At 44.6% G+C, this 20,101-nt stretch carries 15 protein-coding genes; 12 read left to right on the top strand and 3 right to left on the bottom strand.

Annotated elements, in window-relative coordinates:
* Window positions 1-115 precede the first annotated feature (115 nt).
* On the bottom strand, window positions 116-1,420 hold the full coding sequence (tig, locus tag ACF8YQ_RS06755; protein WP_023009947.1) for a trigger factor: 1,305 nt from the start codon (window positions 1,418-1,420) through the stop codon (window positions 116-118).
* A 374-nt stretch (window positions 1,421-1,794) separates the two neighbouring features.
* Window positions 1,795-2,895, bottom strand: a complete 1,101-nt coding sequence (locus ACF8YQ_RS06750) for a tyrosine-type recombinase/integrase (RefSeq protein ID WP_396622969.1) — start codon at window positions 2,893-2,895, stop codon at window positions 1,795-1,797.
* A 226-nt stretch (window positions 2,896-3,121) separates the two neighbouring features.
* On the opposite strand from ACF8YQ_RS06750, the gene ACF8YQ_RS06745 reads away from it, so the two are divergent.
* From ACF8YQ_RS06745 to ACF8YQ_RS06730, 4 genes are all read left to right on the top strand, one after another.
* Window positions 3,122-5,776 carry a hypothetical protein gene (locus ACF8YQ_RS06745; protein WP_396622968.1) on the top strand — a complete coding sequence of 885 codons (2,655 nt, stop codon included), beginning with the start codon at window positions 3,122-3,124 and terminating at the stop codon, window positions 5,774-5,776.
* A gap of 90 nt (window positions 5,777-5,866) precedes the next feature.
* Window positions 5,867-6,589, top strand: coding sequence for a hypothetical protein (locus tag ACF8YQ_RS06740; RefSeq protein WP_396622967.1), 723 nt, complete (start codon window positions 5,867-5,869; stop codon window positions 6,587-6,589).
* Window positions 6,590-6,812: 223 nt separating this feature from the next.
* Complete coding sequence (locus ACF8YQ_RS06735) at window positions 6,813-7,469, top strand: hypothetical protein (RefSeq protein WP_396622966.1); 657 nt, start codon at window positions 6,813-6,815, stop codon at window positions 7,467-7,469.
* Window positions 7,470-7,510: 41 nt separating this feature from the next.
* Entirely contained in the window at window positions 7,511-9,262 is a 1,752-nt protein-coding gene (locus ACF8YQ_RS06730; protein ID WP_396622965.1) for a hypothetical protein, read from the top strand.
* A 30-nt stretch (window positions 9,263-9,292) separates the two neighbouring features.
* On the opposite strand, the gene ACF8YQ_RS06725 is transcribed toward ACF8YQ_RS06730, so the two are convergent.
* A complete protein-coding gene (locus tag ACF8YQ_RS06725) occupies window positions 9,293-9,631 on the bottom strand; it encodes a histone-like nucleoid-structuring protein, MvaT/MvaU family (protein WP_222562537.1) in 339 nt (112 codons plus the stop codon).
* 95 nt (window positions 9,632-9,726) lie between these two features.
* Between ACF8YQ_RS06725 and ACF8YQ_RS06720 the strand changes: the two genes are divergently transcribed.
* From ACF8YQ_RS06720 to ACF8YQ_RS06685, 8 genes are all read left to right on the top strand, one after another.
* Entirely contained in the window at window positions 9,727-10,077 is a 351-nt protein-coding gene (locus ACF8YQ_RS06720) for a phage tail protein (RefSeq protein WP_396622964.1), read from the top strand.
* The gene (locus tag ACF8YQ_RS06715) at window positions 10,074-10,778 is read left to right on the top strand and encodes a phage minor tail protein L (RefSeq protein ID WP_396622963.1); all 705 of its coding nucleotides are present in this window, start codon (window positions 10,074-10,076) and stop codon (window positions 10,776-10,778) included. The genes ACF8YQ_RS06720 and ACF8YQ_RS06715 overlap by 4 nt, the downstream gene beginning before the upstream one ends.
* A complete protein-coding gene (locus ACF8YQ_RS06710) occupies window positions 10,775-11,509 on the top strand; it encodes an NlpC/P60 family protein (protein WP_396622962.1) in 735 nt (244 codons plus the stop codon). Before ACF8YQ_RS06715 ends, ACF8YQ_RS06710 begins: the two co-directional genes overlap by 4 nt.
* The gene (locus tag ACF8YQ_RS06705; protein ID WP_396622961.1) at window positions 11,502-12,101 is read left to right on the top strand and encodes a hypothetical protein; all 600 of its coding nucleotides are present in this window, start codon (window positions 11,502-11,504) and stop codon (window positions 12,099-12,101) included. The genes ACF8YQ_RS06710 and ACF8YQ_RS06705 overlap by 8 nt, the downstream gene beginning before the upstream one ends.
* A 45-nt stretch (window positions 12,102-12,146) precedes the next feature.
* The gene (locus ACF8YQ_RS06700) at window positions 12,147-15,728 is read left to right on the top strand and encodes a host specificity protein J (RefSeq protein WP_396622960.1); all 3,582 of its coding nucleotides are present in this window, start codon (window positions 12,147-12,149) and stop codon (window positions 15,726-15,728) included.
* On the top strand, window positions 15,725-16,117 hold the full coding sequence (locus tag ACF8YQ_RS06695) for a hypothetical protein (RefSeq protein WP_396622959.1): 393 nt from the start codon (window positions 15,725-15,727) through the stop codon (window positions 16,115-16,117). Before ACF8YQ_RS06700 ends, ACF8YQ_RS06695 begins: the two co-directional genes overlap by 4 nt.
* A complete protein-coding gene (locus ACF8YQ_RS06690; RefSeq protein WP_396622958.1) occupies window positions 16,101-16,484 on the top strand; it encodes a DUF4376 domain-containing protein in 384 nt (127 codons plus the stop codon). Before ACF8YQ_RS06695 ends, ACF8YQ_RS06690 begins: the two co-directional genes overlap by 17 nt.
* Window positions 16,485-16,810: 326 nt before the next feature.
* Window positions 16,811-20,095, top strand: a complete 3,285-nt coding sequence (locus ACF8YQ_RS06685) for a prophage tail fiber N-terminal domain-containing protein (protein WP_396622957.1) — start codon at window positions 16,811-16,813, stop codon at window positions 20,093-20,095.
* Window positions 20,096-20,101 lie beyond the last annotated feature (6 nt).

The following is a 20,101-nucleotide window of genomic DNA, read 5'->3' as shown; positions in this document are numbered from 1 at the left end:
GGAGCCCGTTGTATTCCGGTACCCCATATACTCTGCCAGCAGATCGCCCAGATGAAAACAGCCGGACACGCCGGCTGCTTCCAGAACACGGCACCGGGCCAGAGCCCGGCGGCCATCAGCGCTGGGGCTGACCGGCCTGAACCGCTTCCTCGTACTTCATCTTCTTCTCTTTTACCTTGGCCGCGCCAAGGACAAAATCAACCACGGCGTCTTCCAGTACAGAAGACTCAACCTGGGCCTTCTGATCCGGGTTGCTGTTGAAGTGTGCAACAACTTCATCCGGCTGTTCATACGTAGAAGCGATCTCCTGGATCTTTTCTTCCACTTTTGCCTCATCAGCCTTCAGGTCGTTCTTCTTGACCACTTCCTGGAACAGCAGACCGGTCTTCACGCGACGCTTGGCCTGCTCTTCAAAGATTTCCTTCGGCAGTTGCTGGAAATCGACCTGACCGCCAAAGCGCTGAACGGCGTCCTGACGCAGGCGATCAATTTCCTGGTCAACCAGAGCCGCAGGTACTTCCAGCTCGGTGGTCTCCAGCAGACCGTCTACAACGTCGTTCTTGACCTTGTTGGATACCGCCTGCTTGAGCTCGCGCTCCATGTTCTTCTTCACTTCCTCACGGAAAGCGGCTTCGTCTTCAGCTTCGATGCCGAAACGCTTGAAGAACTCCTGATCCAGTTCCGGCAGCTGAGGCTCTTCTACCTTGTGGATAGTGATAGCAAACTTGGCATCTTTACCCGCGAGGTCTTCGTTGTGGTAGTCCTCGGGGAACGTGACGTCGATTTCCAGCTCTTCGCCGGCTTTACCGCCCACAATGCCTTTTTCGAAGCCGGGAATCATCTGACCCGAACCCAGGGTCAGGCGATGGCCTTCAGCGGAGCCACCTTCGAATTCTTCACCGTCGATAGAGCCTTTGAAGTCGATAGTCACAATGTCCTTGTTCTTGGACTTGCGCTTGACTTCTTTCATGGTGGCCTGCTGGCGACGCAGGTTATCGATCATATTGTCGATATCCTTGTCGGCAACTTCAGACACCGGCTTCTCAACGTTGATCTTGCTCAGATCACCCAGCTCAATTTCCGGCAGAACCTCAAAAATCGCGACGAACTCGAGATCCTTGCCTTCTTCCATGGTCTTCGGCTCCAGCTTGGGCCAGCCAGCCGGATTGATATCCTGCTCCTGCAGCGCCTTGATGTAGTTGTCGCGCATAGCCTCGCCAACCACTTCCTGGCGGATGCTGTCACCAAAACGACGCTTGACCACGCTCATGGGAACCTTGCCAGGGCGGAAACCGTTCAGGCGCACGGTGCGAGCAGTTTCCTGCAGGCGTTTCTGAACCGCCTGATCGATTTCCTGGGCGGGCACACCAATCGTCATGCGACGCTCGATGTTGGAGGTCGTTTCAACAGACACTTGCATGGAAGTTCCTCAAATTACAGATTCTGTAGGTGAATGAAAATTAAACCAAAATCCCGGCAGGAGCAGCTCACCCCAAAGGGACGCAAAATTAAAAGCCGGTAGTTTATCACGGTTTGCCCCGCCGAGAGAATCACCCGGCCACCCTGAATATGGGTTTGAGACGCGCCTAACAACGCAGTACGAAAACACAATGGGGACAAATCAGAAAAAAGAAAGGGTGGTGCGAGAGGAGAGACTCGAACTCTCACGGTATTACCCGCTGGAACCTAAAAGAGACACGCTTTTAGGACTCTGTTTTAAATCAGTAACTTACAGGATTTCTTCACACTGAAAATCTACATTTTTGTGTCATTTTGGCACAACTTTGACACACTTCAGGCACCCTGTTTAGCTGCTATTCCTCCTTCCTTTATATAGGTCAAATCGTGGCCATTTTCGGGGGTATTCGGTGCCCTATTCTGCCCCTCTTCGAGTGCCAAAATCGCTAGGTCTAGGTCACCTTGTGAGAGGTGCGCGTAGCGTAGTGTTGTGGTGATGACACTGTGCCCTGCTAGTCGTTGCACATGAGTTATCGGCACTCCCCGTTGTATCAATCTTGTGCAGAATGTATGCCTACATACATGGGGCACGTACTGGGGATCATTAGATAACCCTAAGTAATCTCTTCCTCTGTTCCAGAAATGAGTTAACCGGTAGTTTGTCCAATCTGGAAACAAACGACTATCCGGGGCTCTATTCTCTTTTCTATCTTTAAAAATCTCTCTTACTTTACTCACCAAAGGTACAGACCTAGCTTTACCGCTTTTCGATTCCCAAACGGTCAAATGAGTATCGGTTACGTCTCTAACTGTAAGCCTCCATAGCTCTGATAGTCGTAGGCCAGTATTAATTAAGATGGTCACAATATCTGCAACCTCTGATTGTATAGTCATTAGATAAGCAATCATTTCTTTTTCTTCCTGATCAGTTATCCATCTAATACGATGTTCTGCCTCTTTATATTTTGGTATTTCAAAATCGAAATCTTTGGGTATGTAACCTCTCTTTTTCGCGTACTTTATCATGACACTCAAAGATGAATACTTACGATTTAAAGTTGCTGGTGATACTTCCTCGTTTTCCTCCTGCATCATCACAGCTACGTCATCAATTGCTCTTTGTGAGATATGCTTTACTAGTGCATCAGCCCCTAATATCTCTACAATGGTTTTACTATTGATTTCAGCCGTTGATGTAGATTTCTGTTTACTCCACCGATTCCGCATTACTTCCTTTCTTAATTGTTCCCATGTAATGCTATCGGCTTCTTTTGCTTTACCTCTTTTCCTGTCGTCTACTGGCTCCCCTTTTGCGTGTCTTAGCTTTGCTTCTAACTCCCATCTTTCAGCTTCTACACGGGTTTTAAAGGATTTTCGATACCGCTTATCTAGAGTAATAGCCACCTGATAGCTATTACCCCTCTGCTTTATGGGCATAGTCTCTATCCCTCTGGTTTGTTGAGATTTTTAAAGAGCAATGACGCATATAACGCCATGGAATTAATTATTGCATGACACACTTTTCGGCACAAACTTAATTAGCAAAGGATCAATGCTTTAATTATCAGATATTTACAGCTTTACACGCTGGATGATCAAACAAATTCAAGAACTTACAAGGCGTTTTTCCATAAATACCCTTAGCTAAATAAGGGTAAAATTAATGTCAGAACAACAATCACGCTTAGTCATCACGATTGATGCACAAGACTCAGAACAACAAGCCAGAGATACCGCTAGAGCCCTGCAAACTCTGGATAAAGCAGGCATCAGTGCCAGTGCATCGGCAGCCAAACTAAGCAAACAATCCAAAGACACAGCAGACGATTTAGACAAGGTAGATAAATCAAGTAAAAAGACCGGTAAGAGCGTCAAAGAGCTATCCGGTTTTATGAGTACGCTTGCGGGTGTAGCAGCCGGTATCGGCTTTACATCCATGATCAAAGGATCGATCAACGCCGGGGCACAGTTAGATATCCTTTCTGAGAAACTAGATATCTCAGTAGAGACACTAAGCCGTAACGCCTATGCCGCAAACACACTAGGTATCGATCTAGACAAACTGGGTGATATCTATAAGGACGTATCAGACCGCATTGGTGACTTTGTTTCGACCGGTGGCGGGCCGATGGCTGATTTTTTCGAGAACATAGCGCCATTGGTGGGGGTGACAGCAAAAGAATTCCAGAACCTCAACAGCGCCGATGCATTACAGCTATATATTTCGTCTCTGGAAAAAGCCGGTGTAAGTCAGGATCAGATGCGTTTTTACCTAGAGGCGATGTCCGACGAGGTGTCAGCACTGCTACCACTGTTAAAAGATAATGGTAGAGCAATGCGTGAGCTAGGCGACGAGGCAGAGTCTGTAGGGGCGGTGCTATCTAAAGACTTCACGGAGCAGGCACGGGAGGCCGACAAAGAATTTAAACGCCTACAGGCGTCTATGTCTGCCCTGACCAATGATCTAACCATAGCGCTTACCCCTGCCCTTATCGACGGGGCTCAATTCCTGAGAGAGAACGCAGACACCATAGCCACCGTGATTACAGGTTTAGGGGCACTGTACGCAGGTATCAAAGCCGTAACGGCTGCACAGATAGCCTTTAACTTTGCCGTCAAGGCAAACCCACTGGTTAAGGCAATAACGTTAATCACCACTGCCGGGGCAGCTATCTACACCTACTCTCAGTTTGCAGACGATGGTAAAGAATCAACTAAACAATTAAATGAAGAAGTGAACAAACTACGTGAGAGCCTAGACGGTTTATCACGTGATCAACTCACCTCTAAGAAAGCCACTCTAACCGCAGAGCTAGAGGCACAGCAGGTAGCAGCACAAGCACTCAAGGATGAACTAAGAGAGATTCAGCAGACCCAGATAAAAGATCAATCAGGGCCTGCTAACGGTATTCTGGGCGGCACAAGCGCTAGAGCATTAGCTGATTACAGTGCTAATCAACAACGTGTTAATGAGCAACTGGAAGAGCGCCAAGCCGCTATCACTCAGATTAGCGCAAAGATTGGGGTACTGGACAAGCAGCTTGAAGCACTTGATGCCAACAGCCAGAGACGACACCAAACCAGCCAGCGTTTAACCAAGGTAGAGCAAGACGCATTAGATAAGCGTGTTGATTCTGCACGATCAATGTACGACAAGTTACGCCAAGCGTTTAACCCTGCCGGGGTAGCGCTGGATCAGTTTGATAGTCAGGTTGCTGACCTTAACTTGCTACTAGATCAGGGGCAGATATCACTAACCGATTACACACAGGGTTTAGAGCAAGCACGTAAAGAGTACAACGATGCCGCGAGAGCCGCAGACCCTTACCTGTCCCGTGTCGATGAGTTAAACGATAAGTACGTTAAGCAATCAGAAATCCTACAAGCTCTCAAAGACAAAAGAGACGCGGCTAACCTAACCGGCCCTAATGCTGGAATCATTCAGACCGGTGCAGGTATGGCCGTCAGGGATGCCGTAGATGCAGGTAAGCCAGATGTACAGGGTATTGATCCGAGCATCGGCGGTGCCTTTGGTGAAGCTAACAGGCTGCAACAGCAACAGGCACAAGTAGACATATGGTATACGCAGCGCATAGAGCAGCTACGCCAGTTTGAGAATACAAAGTCAGAGATATCAGCACAGGCCGCAGAGGAACGATTACGACTAGAACAAGAACGATCACAAGTACTGTTACAGCTAGACCGTCAGGAACAGATGGCAAGGCTACAGGGTACGGCTGATTTGTTCGGAAACCTTGCTAACATCTCCGCTACTTTCGCGGGTGACAGCGCCGGGATTACAAAGGGCCTGATACTGTTTCAAAAGGCGGCATCGATCACTAAATCCATCATTGCCATACAGACCGGTATTGCACAGGCAGCGGCTGTGCCCTTCCCGGCTAACATCCCCGCCATGGCATCGGTAGCGGCTGCTACGTCTGGCATTGTATCGACGATATCCAGTGTTGCCGCTCCTAATGCACCAACGTTCAAAGCCAGCAACTATGCCGGTACGTTTGATAAAGGCGGTAGCATCAGTGCTAACGAGTGGGGTGTTATCTCCGAGAGAGCGCCAGAGGTGGTTAACGGTGCTTTGGTCTACGGTGCCTCAGAGGTTGTGAGCAGCAAAGACACCCGTAAGATGATGGGCGGTACTAACATCAGTATTCCCGTATCTATCACCGTACAGGCTCAACAGGGCATGTCAGATGATGAGGCACGTAAGCAAGGCCGTGTAATGGGCGCAAGCTTTGAAGCCCAGATACGTAAAACGGTAATGGATATGACCCGCCCCGGTGGTGAGTTGTACAACCGCTAAATTCAATCTTGGCTATACTGAGGTAATGACTTCCTCTTACGTACGATCAAAACCATAGAGATCAAGGCAACAGCTAATGGAGGCATCAACATGGATGTGAGTCCCAGAAAAATCATCTTGTTTTTGATAGAGGCGACGACATTAGGTCTACTTCTATGGATCACAAAAGTCGCGGCTGGCGGCTTGATTCCTTACCTGATCCTAATCTTCACAATAGGTTTTGGCCACGGGATCGTAATCAAACATCAAAGGTTACTCCTAACCTTTATGGCCGACATCGCAGCAGTAGGATTACTTGCAATCGGAGTGTTGCTACCGATTGCAATAGATGCCTCGTTCCACATATTAGTAAGTGAATTTCTAGCTACAGAATTATTCAACTTTTCGTTGACTCTAATAGGTATCGCTTTGCTGATGATAACGGGAAGCTATACGGGATCAGCGATCAGAGAACGGATTGACATAGCGAGAGAAGATCCAGTTGCGCTAGTACGCTCATATCACCTTGACGATGAAGACCTCGACCAACACATCAATGTCGATGACGACGTGCCCCCTAGACCAGCAAGCCCAGCTAGAAGACCTAAAATAAAACAGGAGCATGACAAAACAATTCCTGCAAGCGCTGAAGAAATGGAGCCCCCCACCAATCATGAAAGGCACAAACCCACTAAAGACGATGAATGGTTGGTAGCAAGGCACAGAACCCGCATTGAGCTGATTAGAGGCTACGTCCATGCCCTTCAGCCAGTTTTGGTGTTTATTGCCGCTATATTCGGTGCCTATCTTACATACCTAGGCAACAAGGGTTGATCGATTTGAAAGGCCATCGTGTCTGTTAGATATATTATCTGTTGTGCATCTCTATAACCCACTGTTTTTATTATAAAAGGAAGCCATGAGACACAAGGATGTGTCTTTTTTGTGTCAAATCACCGTGAAATCACCCTGTTTTGATTCTCCCCTGCCCCATGCATTGGTGCTATCTGGTAGTCTTCTACAGAAACGCTTTCATACACTGGCTTAGAGGACAGATATGGAAATCATACCGGACAAATTTTATGCACCTGCGACCAGATCAGCCCTCTCGCTGCTAAAGGATGCTGTTGAACTTAGAAGAGATTACAAAATAGGTCAGTTCCTCAAAGCTGTTGATTATTGCTATGAGAGAATGTCAGTTGATAACAGCATCAAGATTCAGGAATTCGTAAACGAAGAAAAAACGCGGGAATTTCTTGAAGAATATGCAAGGGCTATAATCAATACACCTAGCACCATTACACTAAAAGCGTTGGCCATATTATATAGCGATTACAACAATTACGATTTCTCTCATAATTTAAAGATACGATTTGTAAACTGCATCAACGGGCTAGATGACTTAAAAGTCAACTTATTCATTAAGTTAAGTAAAATAAAAACAGTCAGAAGACTGCCAGTATGTGACATAATATCAGTATATAACGAAAACTTTGAACAACTTGATTTAGGCGTTGAAATAGACGAACTATTAGCATATAGCGAAGATTTTTTAAGGCGGGGATTAATTCTAAGAGACCCAAGGATAGAGCCGGACGCAAAGTTTTATAGACCTCAAAACGAAGATTGGTCAATCGTATTTGGTCTGAGTGCAACACAAAGACGATATGCCAGCCTTTTAGAGTTCGCCAAAAACTTGAGCACAGACCTATAAGAACTTTGATCTAATATTTACACAGCATGGAGATACAGCCCGTGTCATTGGAAGTCATTAAAACCCAGATGCGACAGTTTCTAGCATCCAAAGAGCCAGAAGTTTTAGCCGTCCGGGGTGATTGGGGGGTAGGGAAAACTTTCACGTGGGATCAGACTCTAAACGAGGCTCAAGCTTTAAAACAATCCGGCGAAGACCCTAACGCTATTGGGTTAAACTACTACGCTTACGTGTCTCTTTTTGGTATTTCCAGCCTTCAAGACTTACGAACAGAAATAGCTTTCAATAAATTAAATACAATTGATCTCAAACACGCCGAAGGTGTCAAAAAGTTTCAACAGGCATCTGGAAAATTCTTGCCTAAAATCGTCACACAGGCTCTTAAGTATGCAGGCATAAGTGCCGGAACTTTGGTTGATACCATGTTCGCATCTATGTCTAATTCAATGATACGAAATACCATAGTATGCATAGATGATTTTGAGCGTTGCGACATTCCGGAAAAGGAAACACTAGGCTTTATAAACGACCTTAAATGTAAACGCGGCTGCAAGGTTGTATTGCTTTTAAATGATAAAGTAACCAACGATTTTAAAAGCTATCGCGAGAAAGTTATAGACTACGATCTAGAGTTTAAGATAAACCCCAACGAAACCGAGAAACTACTTAGAAAAGACGCTGAAGATGATGAGCTTATAAGCTTAGTTTTCGACAACTGTCGAAAACTCAAGGTTACGAACCTAAGAATAATAATAAAGACTTTAAATTTACTGAGCCAAGCTAGAAATCACCATAATCTTGAAAATTACTCCATAGATGTTCAGCTTCAATTCATTAAAACTCTAACTTTAGCCAACTACTGTTTTTATGGGCACGATCCAGACGCACCAACAATAGAATTTCTAACTGATATTGAAACCAGACATAGCACAAGAATTTCTAGGTTGATGTCCGAAAAAAATAGAACAACTGAGGTTTCAGAAGAGGAAAGTTTAAAAGAGAAAAAATATAAAAGATGGGAAAGATTTCTAGAAAGTTACGATTACTCTACAACAGACAAATTTGACGAGGAAATCATAAACTCTGTGATTTCTGGATATATTGACAAAGAAGATTTCTCAAGCATTGCCAAAATTACTGAGGAGCTTTTCAATGAACAACTCGCATCACAGGATATACAAGACGCAATAGACTCATTCTATACCTCACTCATGGATGAAGCTCAAGAAGAAACCTTCTCAAAACACCTTAAAAATTGCATCATAGAGAATATAGAGAACGCAAGACCAAAAGATATCAACAATGCATACGTAATATTGAAACGACTGAATAGAAAGAGTTTAACTTCTGAATTTATCGATCTATATATTAAAATCTATAAGAATAGCCCAAAACACTTTTCCTTTGAGGGCTATCCACGGGGCTATGATTGGGATATAGATTTATATCCTATAATGAAAAGAGCATACGAGGACGCAATAAAAATAAAACCACCAAAAGATACCTTTAACGATCTTTTGAGAAAAAAAGACCCTATACCATCCGAATTAGATATAAAGTCACTAGAGCACTTAACCCACATACAAATAGAAGAACTAATAAGATCGAAAAGCAATAACGAATTTCGACATACTGTTAAGCTACTATTGCTTTTGAACTCACATGACACCAGACTAAATCATATCTATGACAGCACAATAAAAGTACTGCATATTATAGCTTCTGAGTCAGAGCAAAAAAGGATGCTAGTGGAACATTACGGGGTAATGATAGGTGACCCACCGAGTCAATGAAAAAAAGGGGGCTAAATGCCCCCTTTGTCTTTATTCTTTCCAGCTTGCTACGGTGTCAGCCCCGTACTTTTCACGCCACTCTTTCAGCGTCTTATGGTTACCACCAGCGGTAACTACCTTTTCGCCCGTGTGAGGGTTAGTCCATGTGCTAGGAGTACGCTTAGAGCGTCCGCTAGGTGCTACCTCACCACCAATAATCTTAGCTACATCCTTTGCGTCTTTGGCGTGTTCATCCATCAGCTTTTCAAGCGCGGCTTTAAACTCTAGCTCTTTTTTCAGAGCCGGGGATGATTCCATTTTTTCAATTTCGGCTTTGAGATTTTCCAGATCAGACAGGGCATTGTAGTACTTAGCGATAGTTACGCTCATCTAATTAACTCCAAAACAATTAATGTCACGGGACTTATAGCAGAGGCATACCATAAATACAACTAACTATAATAATAAAATAGGATTACAAGCACATGGTAGACGTATTACCAGACATTGGCAGACATCCAGACTATGGGCTGTCTAGATCAACACAACACAACGTTACCCGCGTCAGGTTTGGCGACGGCTACGAGCAACGCAGACCCACAGGCATTAACCCCAGTACCAGAGTATATAACGTCACTTGGTCTCTACTGGATCAGGAAGAGTACGACATACTCTATGATTTTCTTGCCTCACGTAAGGGGGTTTACTCGTTTGTATGGACAGTGCCCGACACAGGCGAACAGGTACGCGTAGTGGCCGATGATATCAGTGATCAGTACACCGGCTATAAGACATACACAGTTACGTGCACACTACGTGAGGTGCACGAAAAATGAACAACATCATAGCTACTACCAGTCAGCAAACCGAACAAAGCCCCATCGTTACCCTGTACGAACTAAACCTGACAGACCGTGGTGAGGGTATTTTCAGGTTTTGTAATTTGATCGATTTTGATGCTCCGGTTAAGTACAACGGATACGAGTACATCCCCTTACCTATCGATGTCACGGGCTTTAAGTTTTCCGGGCAAGGTACGATATCCAGACCAAAATTAAAAATAGCTACCCTTGATCTATCGATTAGGTCATTAGTCATTAAGACAAAACTTAATGGCGTACCCTTTCGAAGAATCAGAATACATGCTGACAATCTTGATAATGGTATAGACCCTAATCCTTTTGCTACATACACAATTGATTACTACGTAGTAGATAGACGCACTCAGCACACACGGGAATTGGTCGAGTACGAATTAACAACCGAATTTGACAGAGAGGGCAAGAAAATACCGGGCTGGGACATCCTTAAAAATGCCTGTACACATGTCTACCGCTCTTACAACCCGGATACGGGCAATTATGAGTATAGCGGCACCACCTGCCCTTACACAGACAATCGGTATTATGACACGTTCGGAGTAAATCAAACCGACCCAGCTAAAGATAGTTGCGGTAAGCGATTAGCAGACTGTCAAAAACGTTTCCCTGATCAGCCCCTGCCATACAAGGGATTTCCGGGGGTAGTGAAAAGATGATGTTTGATCAATACAAAAATTACATTAAAGAAGAGACGCTTAAAGAGTATCCTCTAGAGGCAGTCTTTTTAATTACTAAAAATGGATGTAAGAAAGTAGACAATATTGCTAAAGACCCAGAGTCTAGTTTTTCAGTTAAGACTAGGGACATTGCTAACGCTCAGAAAGAGGGATTACTAGCAGTTGTTCATAGTCACCCTGACTACCCCGCTTACCCATCTCATGCGGATATGCAGACCCAAATAAATTATAAAATTCCGTTTGGTCTATTGGCTACGGACGGTAAGTCTACAACTGATCTGATCTGGTGGGGAGATTGCGTGCCTGTTCCTGACCTTAAGACCCGTACGTTTAGATATGGGGTGACTGATTGTTGGTCATATATCAGAGATTATTACAAAATAAATCTAGGGATCAATTTAAAAGATTACGCCCGAGAATGGGATTTTTGGAAAAATGGAAATGATTTATATACCACAAATCTTAATGATGCAGGGTTTTACAAGATAGATGACATTAAAAACATCAAGCCTAACGACATATTTTTATGTAATTACAGATCACGCATCCCTAATCATGGTGGCATTTACATAGGTGATGGTTTGATTAGTCATCACATGACATCACGTGATGCTATTGATATTTCCCGGCATCCATCAACAGAGCCATTACATAGACACCGTAACCATATATCAGCGGTATACAGATTCAAGGATTACAAGAATGATTGATATACATCTACACGGATCATTAAAAACAGAATTCAAAGGCAAATTTAGATTAGCGGTTGATTCCCCGGCAGAGGGGATTAGAGCTATCTGTTGTCAGTACCCAGATTTTGAGCGAAAGATCAGGTACGGGAACTGGCAAATAGTAGTCGGTGATCTAGACAGCGAAAATTACATTAAAGACGAAACCAAAATTAATAGCCGTTTTGGTCATCACGATCAGATGCACATTCTACCAGCCGCACAGGGGGCGGGTAATGCATCTACGTGGCTAGGTGTTGCTCTAATCGGTGCATCGTTTTTCATTCCAGCGACCGGGTTAGCTGTTGCAGGTATGACCGTTTCCGCTACTACCGTCGGTTTTGTTGGTGCTGCACTGGCGACCTATGGTGTTTCTAAATCTCTGACTGATATGCCCTCCTATGATGCCGGTAGCCGGGAAGAAGTGGCACAACGCCCATCCTTTACTTTTGATGGCCCCACTAACACAAGCTCTGAGGGCTTAGCTGTACCAATCGTGATTGGTGAGGTGTTAACCGGCTCTGTTGTTGTTAATGCAGGCTTGTCAGTAGATCAGTTACCGCCTGACGAGTGATGTTCTTAGTTCCTGATAAATAAAGTAAATATCAGGATAAAAAGAATGTCAGATAATCAAAAAATAATCCCTATCACTGGTGCAGGCGGTGGAAAAGGCGGCGGTAGTAGCCGTACCCCCAAAGAAGCGCCGAATACCCTACGATCAATACAATACGCGGAATTACTGGATGTGATCAGCGTTGGCCCCTGTGAAGGGCTTGTAGACGGCGCTAAATCGATCTACCTAGATGATGTCCCAATACAAAACCCGGACGGTAGCTATAACTTTGATGGTGTTGCGTGGCAACACCGGGAAGGTTACCCATCACAGGCCCCGGTGTCTGGCTTTCCAGCGATTGAAAACACCCAAGCCGTCAACATCGAAATCACATCTGCTACTAGCCCTATCCAGTCTGTGACCGACCTCAACGCGGACTCGGTACGTGTCACTCTGCGAGTACCCAGACTAACCAAACAAAATCTTAAAAATGGTGATACCAACGGCTACGAGGTAACACACGCCATCGATGTTAAAGCAGATGGTGATATCTGGCGGACGCCTCACATAGACACGATAAAGGGTAAATGTACCGTTGATTATCAACGAGCTTACCGTGTCCGCTTGACGGGTACAGGCCCTTGGCAAATCAGAGTCAGACGCACTAGCCCGGACTCTACCGGATCAAACATCGTTGACCGTGTGTGGTGGGACACAATGACCACCATCATTGATCAACGCATGACCTACCCTGATACCGCTTATGTAGCGCTACGTGCAGACGCTAAACAATTCGGCGGCAAAATTCCCAGCCGTAGTTACAAGTACCGGGGAATCATCGTTGATATCCCCTCTAACTACGATCCCTACACTCGCACTTATACCGGTGACTGGGACGGCACCTTTACTAAGGGATGGACTAATAATCCCGCGTGGATTTTCTATGCACTCGCTACTAACAGCGAGTGGGGCGCGGGTATGGGCTCCGTTGATCGTTGGTTGCTCTACCGCATTGGTAAGTATTGTGATGAGTTGGTGCCAGACGGCTACGGCGGTCAAGAACCCCGCTACACGATCAACACCGTTTTAACCAAAAAAGAAGACGTACACAAAGTACTGACCTCTTTAGCCTCCGTTTTTAGAGCAATGGTCTACTACGGCACCAGCAATGACACAGGCAGTGTCATACCCGTTGCAGACATGCCGAAAGACGTTATCGCTACCTTTGGTGCGGCTAACGTAATCGATGGGGTTTTCGAGTATCAGGACGCCTCAGAGCGCGTCAGATACAACCGCATAAAAGTTAAATACAACGATCCTGACAACAAATTTAAGCCAGCAACAGAGGTAGTAGATGACAATGACTCGCTACGCTTTGGGATCAAAGAAAAAGAGATTACCGCCTTCGGCTGTTCATCCCGTGGACAAGCTAGACGCCTTGGTTTATGGGAGATGTACACCGCAGCACATGAGACCGAAACCGTCAGCTTTGGTGTCGGCAATCACTACGCAGATTTACGCCCCGGTGACATCATTGCTGTCAACGATCCTGACTTGCAGGGTGTGCGCCTTTTCGGTCGATTAAGCCAGACAGGTACAGATACCCTAGTACTGGATGATCTACCGCCATGGGACGAGGGGCAAAACTGGCGTATCACCGTCACCCTACCGGACGGACAAAACCAGACGGCAACCATAGCCAACTATCAAGATACCATCGTTACGCTTGATACCCCGCTATCTGATACCCCTGTCGATAACGCTACATACCTACTGAGTGCGGACAATCTAGAGCCTCGCTTGTACCGTGTGCTATCCAGTGACGAGCAAGACAATCACACGTTTGCAATCACCGCGTTAGAGTACTGGCCACAAAAATTTGCAGCTATTGATCACGGCGTAGAGTTCGAGGAAAGCTTTAAAGATTTAATCCCGACTGGCCGTGTATCCCCTCCCCTGTCTATCAACATAGAAACCCACACGGTGTTAGACGGTGGGGTAAATCGTCAGATGTTAACCGTGGGCTGGACAGCCTCAGATGATCCCCGGATCGTTGGTTACTATGTATCTCACCAAGGGCCAGATGATTACGATTTTAATGACCCAATCTATACCACTGGTTATACCCATACCTTTAAAAATGTATTTGAAGGTGAACACACAATAAAAGTAATTGCTGTTGACAGCTTAGGCGACCAATCATTACCGGTACAACAATCTACCACCATCAATAACCTCTTAGAGCCAGTAAACATCAGCAATATTGATTATGATGTTGGCAACTATGAGATTAGATTGACCCCCAGAGCGACACGTGATCAACAGTATCAATTTTGGCGTAGCTTGACTGCCTTGCAGACCGGTGACATTGAGTCTAACGCAATCAATCTGGGTACGATGTCTGTATTAGTGGATACTAGACTTACTCCTAACACCACCTACTATTACTATGTACGTGCTGTTAATGCGTATGGATTTAGTGATTGGTATCCTATCAATCTCACAACGACTAAAGACCCTAGTACGATTATAGATGTTATAAGTGGTGAGATACGTAAGACTGATTTATATACCGATTTAATTAGTGATATTGACCGTGGAGTTAATGCAGATCAGGCACTGATAACAGTTGATCAACGGGTTAGCGGCTTAGAGGGACAGTATACCGTCAAAATTGATAACAACAATGCCGTTACCGGTTTTGGTTTAGCTATTGATGACAACAATCAATCATTGTTTGCAGTTAATGCAGATCGATTTGCTATATTTAATACTAATTCCGCATCTACTACCATGCCGTTTATCGTTGACGGCAATGAAACTTATATGGATGCGGCATTTATCAAAAAACTAGATGCAGGAAAGATTACCTCTGTGACCGGTAATTTCACCGAAATATTGATTGGTGATGGTGAAATTGGCATGGCTAAAATCACCGACATTCTAAAGTCAGATGATTTTGTTTCCGGTGCTTCAGGATGGCAATTAAATAAAAATGGTACATCAGAGCTAAATAATACTGTTATCCGTGGTAGCGCAGAGATCACCAGCGGTACATTAGACCCTAACATAGTAGTTGATGGTGATACCTTAGCGGCCATAAAAGCGTCTGGAATTGATGCAAAAAATACGGTTGATGGTTGGGTTAGACCGGGCACTACGCTCATCAACGGTAATAAAATATATACCGGTGATGCTTACGTAGACACTCTACAGATTAAAGGACAAGCGGTAACGTTCTTGCGGGGTGTATCTACTACCGGCTCAATTGGCGGTAGCGGGACAAGTTGGACTACCGCTCAAACCCTGAACTTTAACCATACGGGAGCGCCGTTAGCTCTATGGCTGGGCTTCGAATATGGCGGATCAACAACAGGTCAAAGAATCGAGTTTCGTATTCGTATAGTCAGCACAGCGGGGGATATTTTAGTTCCTGATAGACTGATTGCTGCTGCTAATCCGCAAGACGTAGAGTTTGGTTTATCGTTAGCAATAGTTGGCGGTTACCATGCAGCATCTTTTTATATCCCGTCGCGTGCACCAATTACCGGCGTTAGATTCCAGTTTCGATTTACTGCACTAAATTATCAGGGTGGCAGTGGATCAGTTACCAAACCATCTTTTATGTTATTGGAGGCAAAACGATGATAAAGCGATATGCTGCGTATGACGATGACGGTAAAATACTCCATGAAATTTTGTGTGGAGAGGATGAAGCAAAGCTTCAAGAACTCCCTACACTGCTTATGAGTGATGAAATAACGGCTGATCATTTTTTTGTAAAAGATGGACAATTTATAGCTAAGCAACAACTCTCATTATCGATCAATAAATCAATCATTGCCGCTGACGGCGTTGATACTATCATTATTAACAACATCCCAGTTAATACAACTGTTACATGGTTGGATAGCCAGCAAGACACTATTACTGACGGGACTTTAGAAATAACATCTGACATGGCAGGTGATTACAAAATTATTTTAGACCACCCTCACTACTTACAGGAGACAATAAATTTTGAAGCGAGAAATTAAATTAAATCCAGATAATAAACCATGTACTCTAGATGATTTAAAAAAGTATCGGGATCAGATGCAAGTAGAGCCGGTTGATACTAGTTTCGGTGTTGTTGATGCTGACCCTGAATCCCTCGCTACTATGCAATCAGTAATTGATAATTTTGATGCAATCGGCAACACCATTGATTGGACACTAGCAGACAATACGTCTGTAACAGTTAACCGTGATGATTTGCATTCGATGTATGATCAAGCATATCAGTCTATGACTTTGCGTAAAGTGGCCATCCATAACGCATACAATAAATTTAAAAATCAGTCTACCTACCCGCTTTTGAGAGATATTAAAAATTTATCGTTTTGGCTAACCAATCAATCATAAATACATTTAGATAATTAATAATATAGGTCTAAATGTGAATGATATCATTAATCGGTACAATAACTGATCCTCTCAATCAACCAATACAGACAACTATACGCCTTATCCTCAAAGGCGTAAAAAATCCCTACTACAACCAGCCTACCGACTACGTGACTAACAGTGATGGTACATACAACATCACTGTTAACTACGGAACCTATGATATCTACATAAAATCAGATAGAAAATTTTATCTGATAGCTACTGCTGTAAAAATCGATGATAGCACTGTAGCCACATCCATTAATGACCTAGTACAAAAATAATAAAAAAGGCGTCAAAGAATGGCTTATAAAAATTTTACCGGCACCTTGCGTGATGCCAATAACAACCCGATACCTTTAGCTGCAATCAAATTTACGGCTACGGCTACATCAGACGAGGTTTTACAGTCAGTAACTGCAACTGTAAAAACTGACATCAACGGTCACTATGATTTAAATCTAAATCATGGGCGCTACGAAATCAGTATAAAAACCAAAGAGAGCAAGTCTTTTTACGTATTAGTAAAAGATATTGTTATAAATTCTGAAACTGTAGAGACTGATTTAAACAGTCTGATATCTAATTTCAACGAAACTGATTTACTTACCCCTGCTCTACTAACAGAGATGCGCAATCTTGACGCATCTGCTAGAGACAGTGCAGATATGGCCGCAGCATCAGCACAAGCCGCTGCTAATAGCCTATCCGGCGTTAAGTACACCGGCACATGGGATGCAGCAACAGGACAACTACCAGACACAACAAATCTAACACAGGGCGCGATGTACGAGGTTACCGGCGCGGGTAATGTGAATGGTGTGGATTATAAAGTTGGTGACCGTATCATCTACAACGGTACTGACTGGGATCATATCGATATAGTAGTTAATGTAACGTCCGTATCCGGAAAAACTGGCGCGGTTACGCTCACTAAAGAAGATGTCGGATTATCTAATGTTCTTGATGTAGCGAGTTATAGCAAAACAGAAACCAACGATCTTTTAAACACAAAGCTTGGTAAAGATGACAATGCAAAAAGCGCTGATAAGCTAACTACACCCCGGACGATTACGTTAACCGGTGATATCTACGGTGTTGGTACGTTTGACGGATCAGCCAACATCACAATTGATAGCTCTTTGATGGCTAATGGCCACACGCATACAATTAGCACGGTTGAGGGACTAAGCGACAGTCTTGACAGTAAAATCAATGCCGTAAATGGATCAGCATCTGATCTTACACTTGGTAAGACACTTAGTGTTGTTGATTACTACAGCAGTCTCAATGCCGGGACAGGCGTTAAAATATACGCTCAAGATGGCATTTTAAAAATAGAAAGCAATTTCAATGAGTCTAACCCTTTAGATTTAACAGTAGACGGCAATAGCGTCTATCACACGGGCAACTTTGACCCAACAACAAAGGCAAACACTACCGGTACATACGATATCCGTGCTACTGCAACCACTAAAGAGGATGTCGGATTATCTAATGTTCTGGATGTAGCCAGTTATAGCAAATCAGAAACTGACACTCTCGTTAGTCCAAAACTAGACGCCGATAGACTAATTGATTTTGTACAATCCCAAGGTGACATACAGCTATCAGATGCAACCATACCGAGCCTAACCAAATTTCTAAATGAAAACGAAATTGGGTACACCCGTGGTCAAGTTCCAGACGACTACGTGTCCGGGGAGCTACGCTTAGTCGTTGACGGCCAACTATCAACACAGGTTTATCGTCCCGTGGATAGTTTTGTACCGCTGGCGGGAGATGAGGTTTTTGCGGTCAAAGATATCGTCGTCGGAGTAATCGCAGACAATCAGCCGTTGATGGAGAATTTTTGTAAATTCTACGGCTACCCGCAAGCCATTAACAGCTTGTGGGATGTAGAAGCGGCGGCAGAATTTTACAGTCAGTTTCACGGTGTTGTGTGGGGCGACGGCTACGGAGAGCCAACACACCCAGAAAATGCGGTTACCGCACAGATTGCCGCACGTCTTAAGCAGCTACGCCCTAACGTTAAGATTTTTGGCTATGTACCAATTGGCCTTGATCCAGCGTGGCCTGATTCCAACTATCCGCTTGAGACCCTTTATCAACGCATAGACAACTGGCAAGCAACCGGCGCTACACACATTTTCCTTGATGAGTTCGGGTACGATTACTACATCACCCGTGACCGCCAAAACGCACTAGTGCAGTACTGCCACGACAAAGGTATGTATGTCTGTGCCAACTCATGGTCTGCCGATTACTGTTTTTCGAATCAAAACATAATCCTAGATTGGGCTGACAACTTTGAGGGCAACCCCAATTTACTACCCAGCCTGTTAACAGATCAGGACTACATCCAGTTTGAGAACGTGCTTTATAAGTACCATCATGAACCCGGAGAAGGCTCTTATGCAGACCCTGATCAATGGGTTAACGACAATCAGCGAATCGTTGACATGTACGAGTACATGTACCAGCCACAAGCCGAGTTTAACGGACAGTCTTACTATCAGGTCTACGGCACCAAAGGCTACGCACTAGACGCAGTACTTAATTACGACAAGAAAATGTACGCGGAGAGTTACCTAGTAGCGCTAGCACTGGGTATGCACGCACACGCGGCATCTGTTGCATTCTGGGGGGCTGGATCAAGCACATACTACACCTACCCTACACCAAAGCTTAGAGCTAACAGCCGTGCAGCGTTGCGGGAAGCACAGCCATCAGATTATGCAGACACCTACATTGGCCGTGTCCGTACTCAGGTTGGCCCGGACGAAATCGAAGTTACGTGGATACAAGACGTGCCAGAACGTAATTTTGACGAAACGTCAGTAAGTGACGGCCTAGACCCCAAATTACACATCTTTGCTGTTGAGATACCACCAGACACCACGGTGTTAACCGATGGTTGGTTTACCCTCACGCTTGGTGACAGCACAGATGATGCCTACGGCTTGAGCGTGTCAGTAACAACAGCAGACACTCAGCAGACACTGTTAGATAAGATTGCTAATTACTCGTACTCAGTGCAAGTGCTAGATGTATATGACGTTACCCGCGAGACTAATAGAGTCGTTTTTACATCAAAAGAACCCCATACCGAAGAAAAAGAAACATGGTGGGTGTGGCACACAGAAGGGATGCTATCTAACACTATTGATAGCTTTACGATGATACAGGTGGGCTCTAACGGCCTTTCAAAAGATTTTCGTGAGGTACGCTTAAATGGCACCGCTGTAGATTATGGCTTTGGCCCCTACTGGCGTAGACCCCGACAAGTGGACGAAGGTTATATCTATTACGATACAACTAATCAGCGAAACATAATCTACCACAACGGCAAATGGCTAGACTTGCAGGGTAACCCCGCTGACGCATACGTAAAGTACTACAATGCGACCGAAGTTAACGACCTAGTTTTTAATGCGTCTCCAACCGAGTCTATTGTACTGATACCAGCGTCTAAGCCTGTACCTACTGGCTGGGCAATCTGCGACGGTACTAACGGTTTACCAGATTTAACCACTGCCGCCCCGGCAGGCACTGTATACATAATACATTTAACGACACCAGTATAAGATTAT

It is taken from the genome of Marinobacter sp. W-8 (assembly GCF_044342215.1).
GTDB classification, from domain to species: Bacteria; Pseudomonadota; Gammaproteobacteria; order Pseudomonadales; family Oleiphilaceae; genus Marinobacter; species Marinobacter nauticus.
Note: the sequence above shows the minus strand (reverse complement) of the source record. Positions and strands in the feature narration are given on the sequence as shown.

What these genes read in the sequence shown, in the direction of transcription:
- tig (WP_023009947.1), bottom strand. Translation starts at nt 1,420, where the DNA reads ATGCAAGTGTCTGTTGAAACGACCTCCAACATCGAGCGTCGCATGACG.
- ACF8YQ_RS06750 (WP_396622969.1), bottom strand. Translation starts at nt 2,895, where the DNA reads ATGCCCATAAAGCAGAGGGGTAATAGCTATCAGGTGGCTATTACTCTA.
- ACF8YQ_RS06745 (WP_396622968.1), top strand. Translation starts at nt 3,122, where the DNA reads ATGTCAGAACAACAATCACGCTTAGTCATCACGATTGATGCACAAGAC.
- ACF8YQ_RS06740 (WP_396622967.1), top strand. Translation starts at nt 5,867, where the DNA reads ATGGATGTGAGTCCCAGAAAAATCATCTTGTTTTTGATAGAGGCGACG.
- ACF8YQ_RS06735 (WP_396622966.1), top strand. Translation starts at nt 6,813, where the DNA reads ATGGAAATCATACCGGACAAATTTTATGCACCTGCGACCAGATCAGCC.
- ACF8YQ_RS06725 (WP_222562537.1), bottom strand. Translation starts at nt 9,631, where the DNA reads ATGAGCGTAACTATCGCTAAGTACTACAATGCCCTGTCTGATCTGGAA.
- ACF8YQ_RS06720 (WP_396622964.1), top strand. Translation starts at nt 9,727, where the DNA reads ATGGTAGACGTATTACCAGACATTGGCAGACATCCAGACTATGGGCTG.
- ACF8YQ_RS06715 (WP_396622963.1), top strand. Translation starts at nt 10,074, where the DNA reads ATGAACAACATCATAGCTACTACCAGTCAGCAAACCGAACAAAGCCCC.
- ACF8YQ_RS06710 (WP_396622962.1), top strand. Translation starts at nt 10,775, where the DNA reads ATGATGTTTGATCAATACAAAAATTACATTAAAGAAGAGACGCTTAAA.
- ACF8YQ_RS06705 (WP_396622961.1), top strand. Translation starts at nt 11,502, where the DNA reads ATGATTGATATACATCTACACGGATCATTAAAAACAGAATTCAAAGGC.
- ACF8YQ_RS06700 (WP_396622960.1), top strand. Translation starts at nt 12,147, where the DNA reads ATGTCAGATAATCAAAAAATAATCCCTATCACTGGTGCAGGCGGTGGA.
- ACF8YQ_RS06695 (WP_396622959.1), top strand. Translation starts at nt 15,725, where the DNA reads ATGATAAAGCGATATGCTGCGTATGACGATGACGGTAAAATACTCCAT.
- ACF8YQ_RS06685 (WP_396622957.1), top strand. Translation starts at nt 16,811, where the DNA reads ATGGCTTATAAAAATTTTACCGGCACCTTGCGTGATGCCAATAACAAC.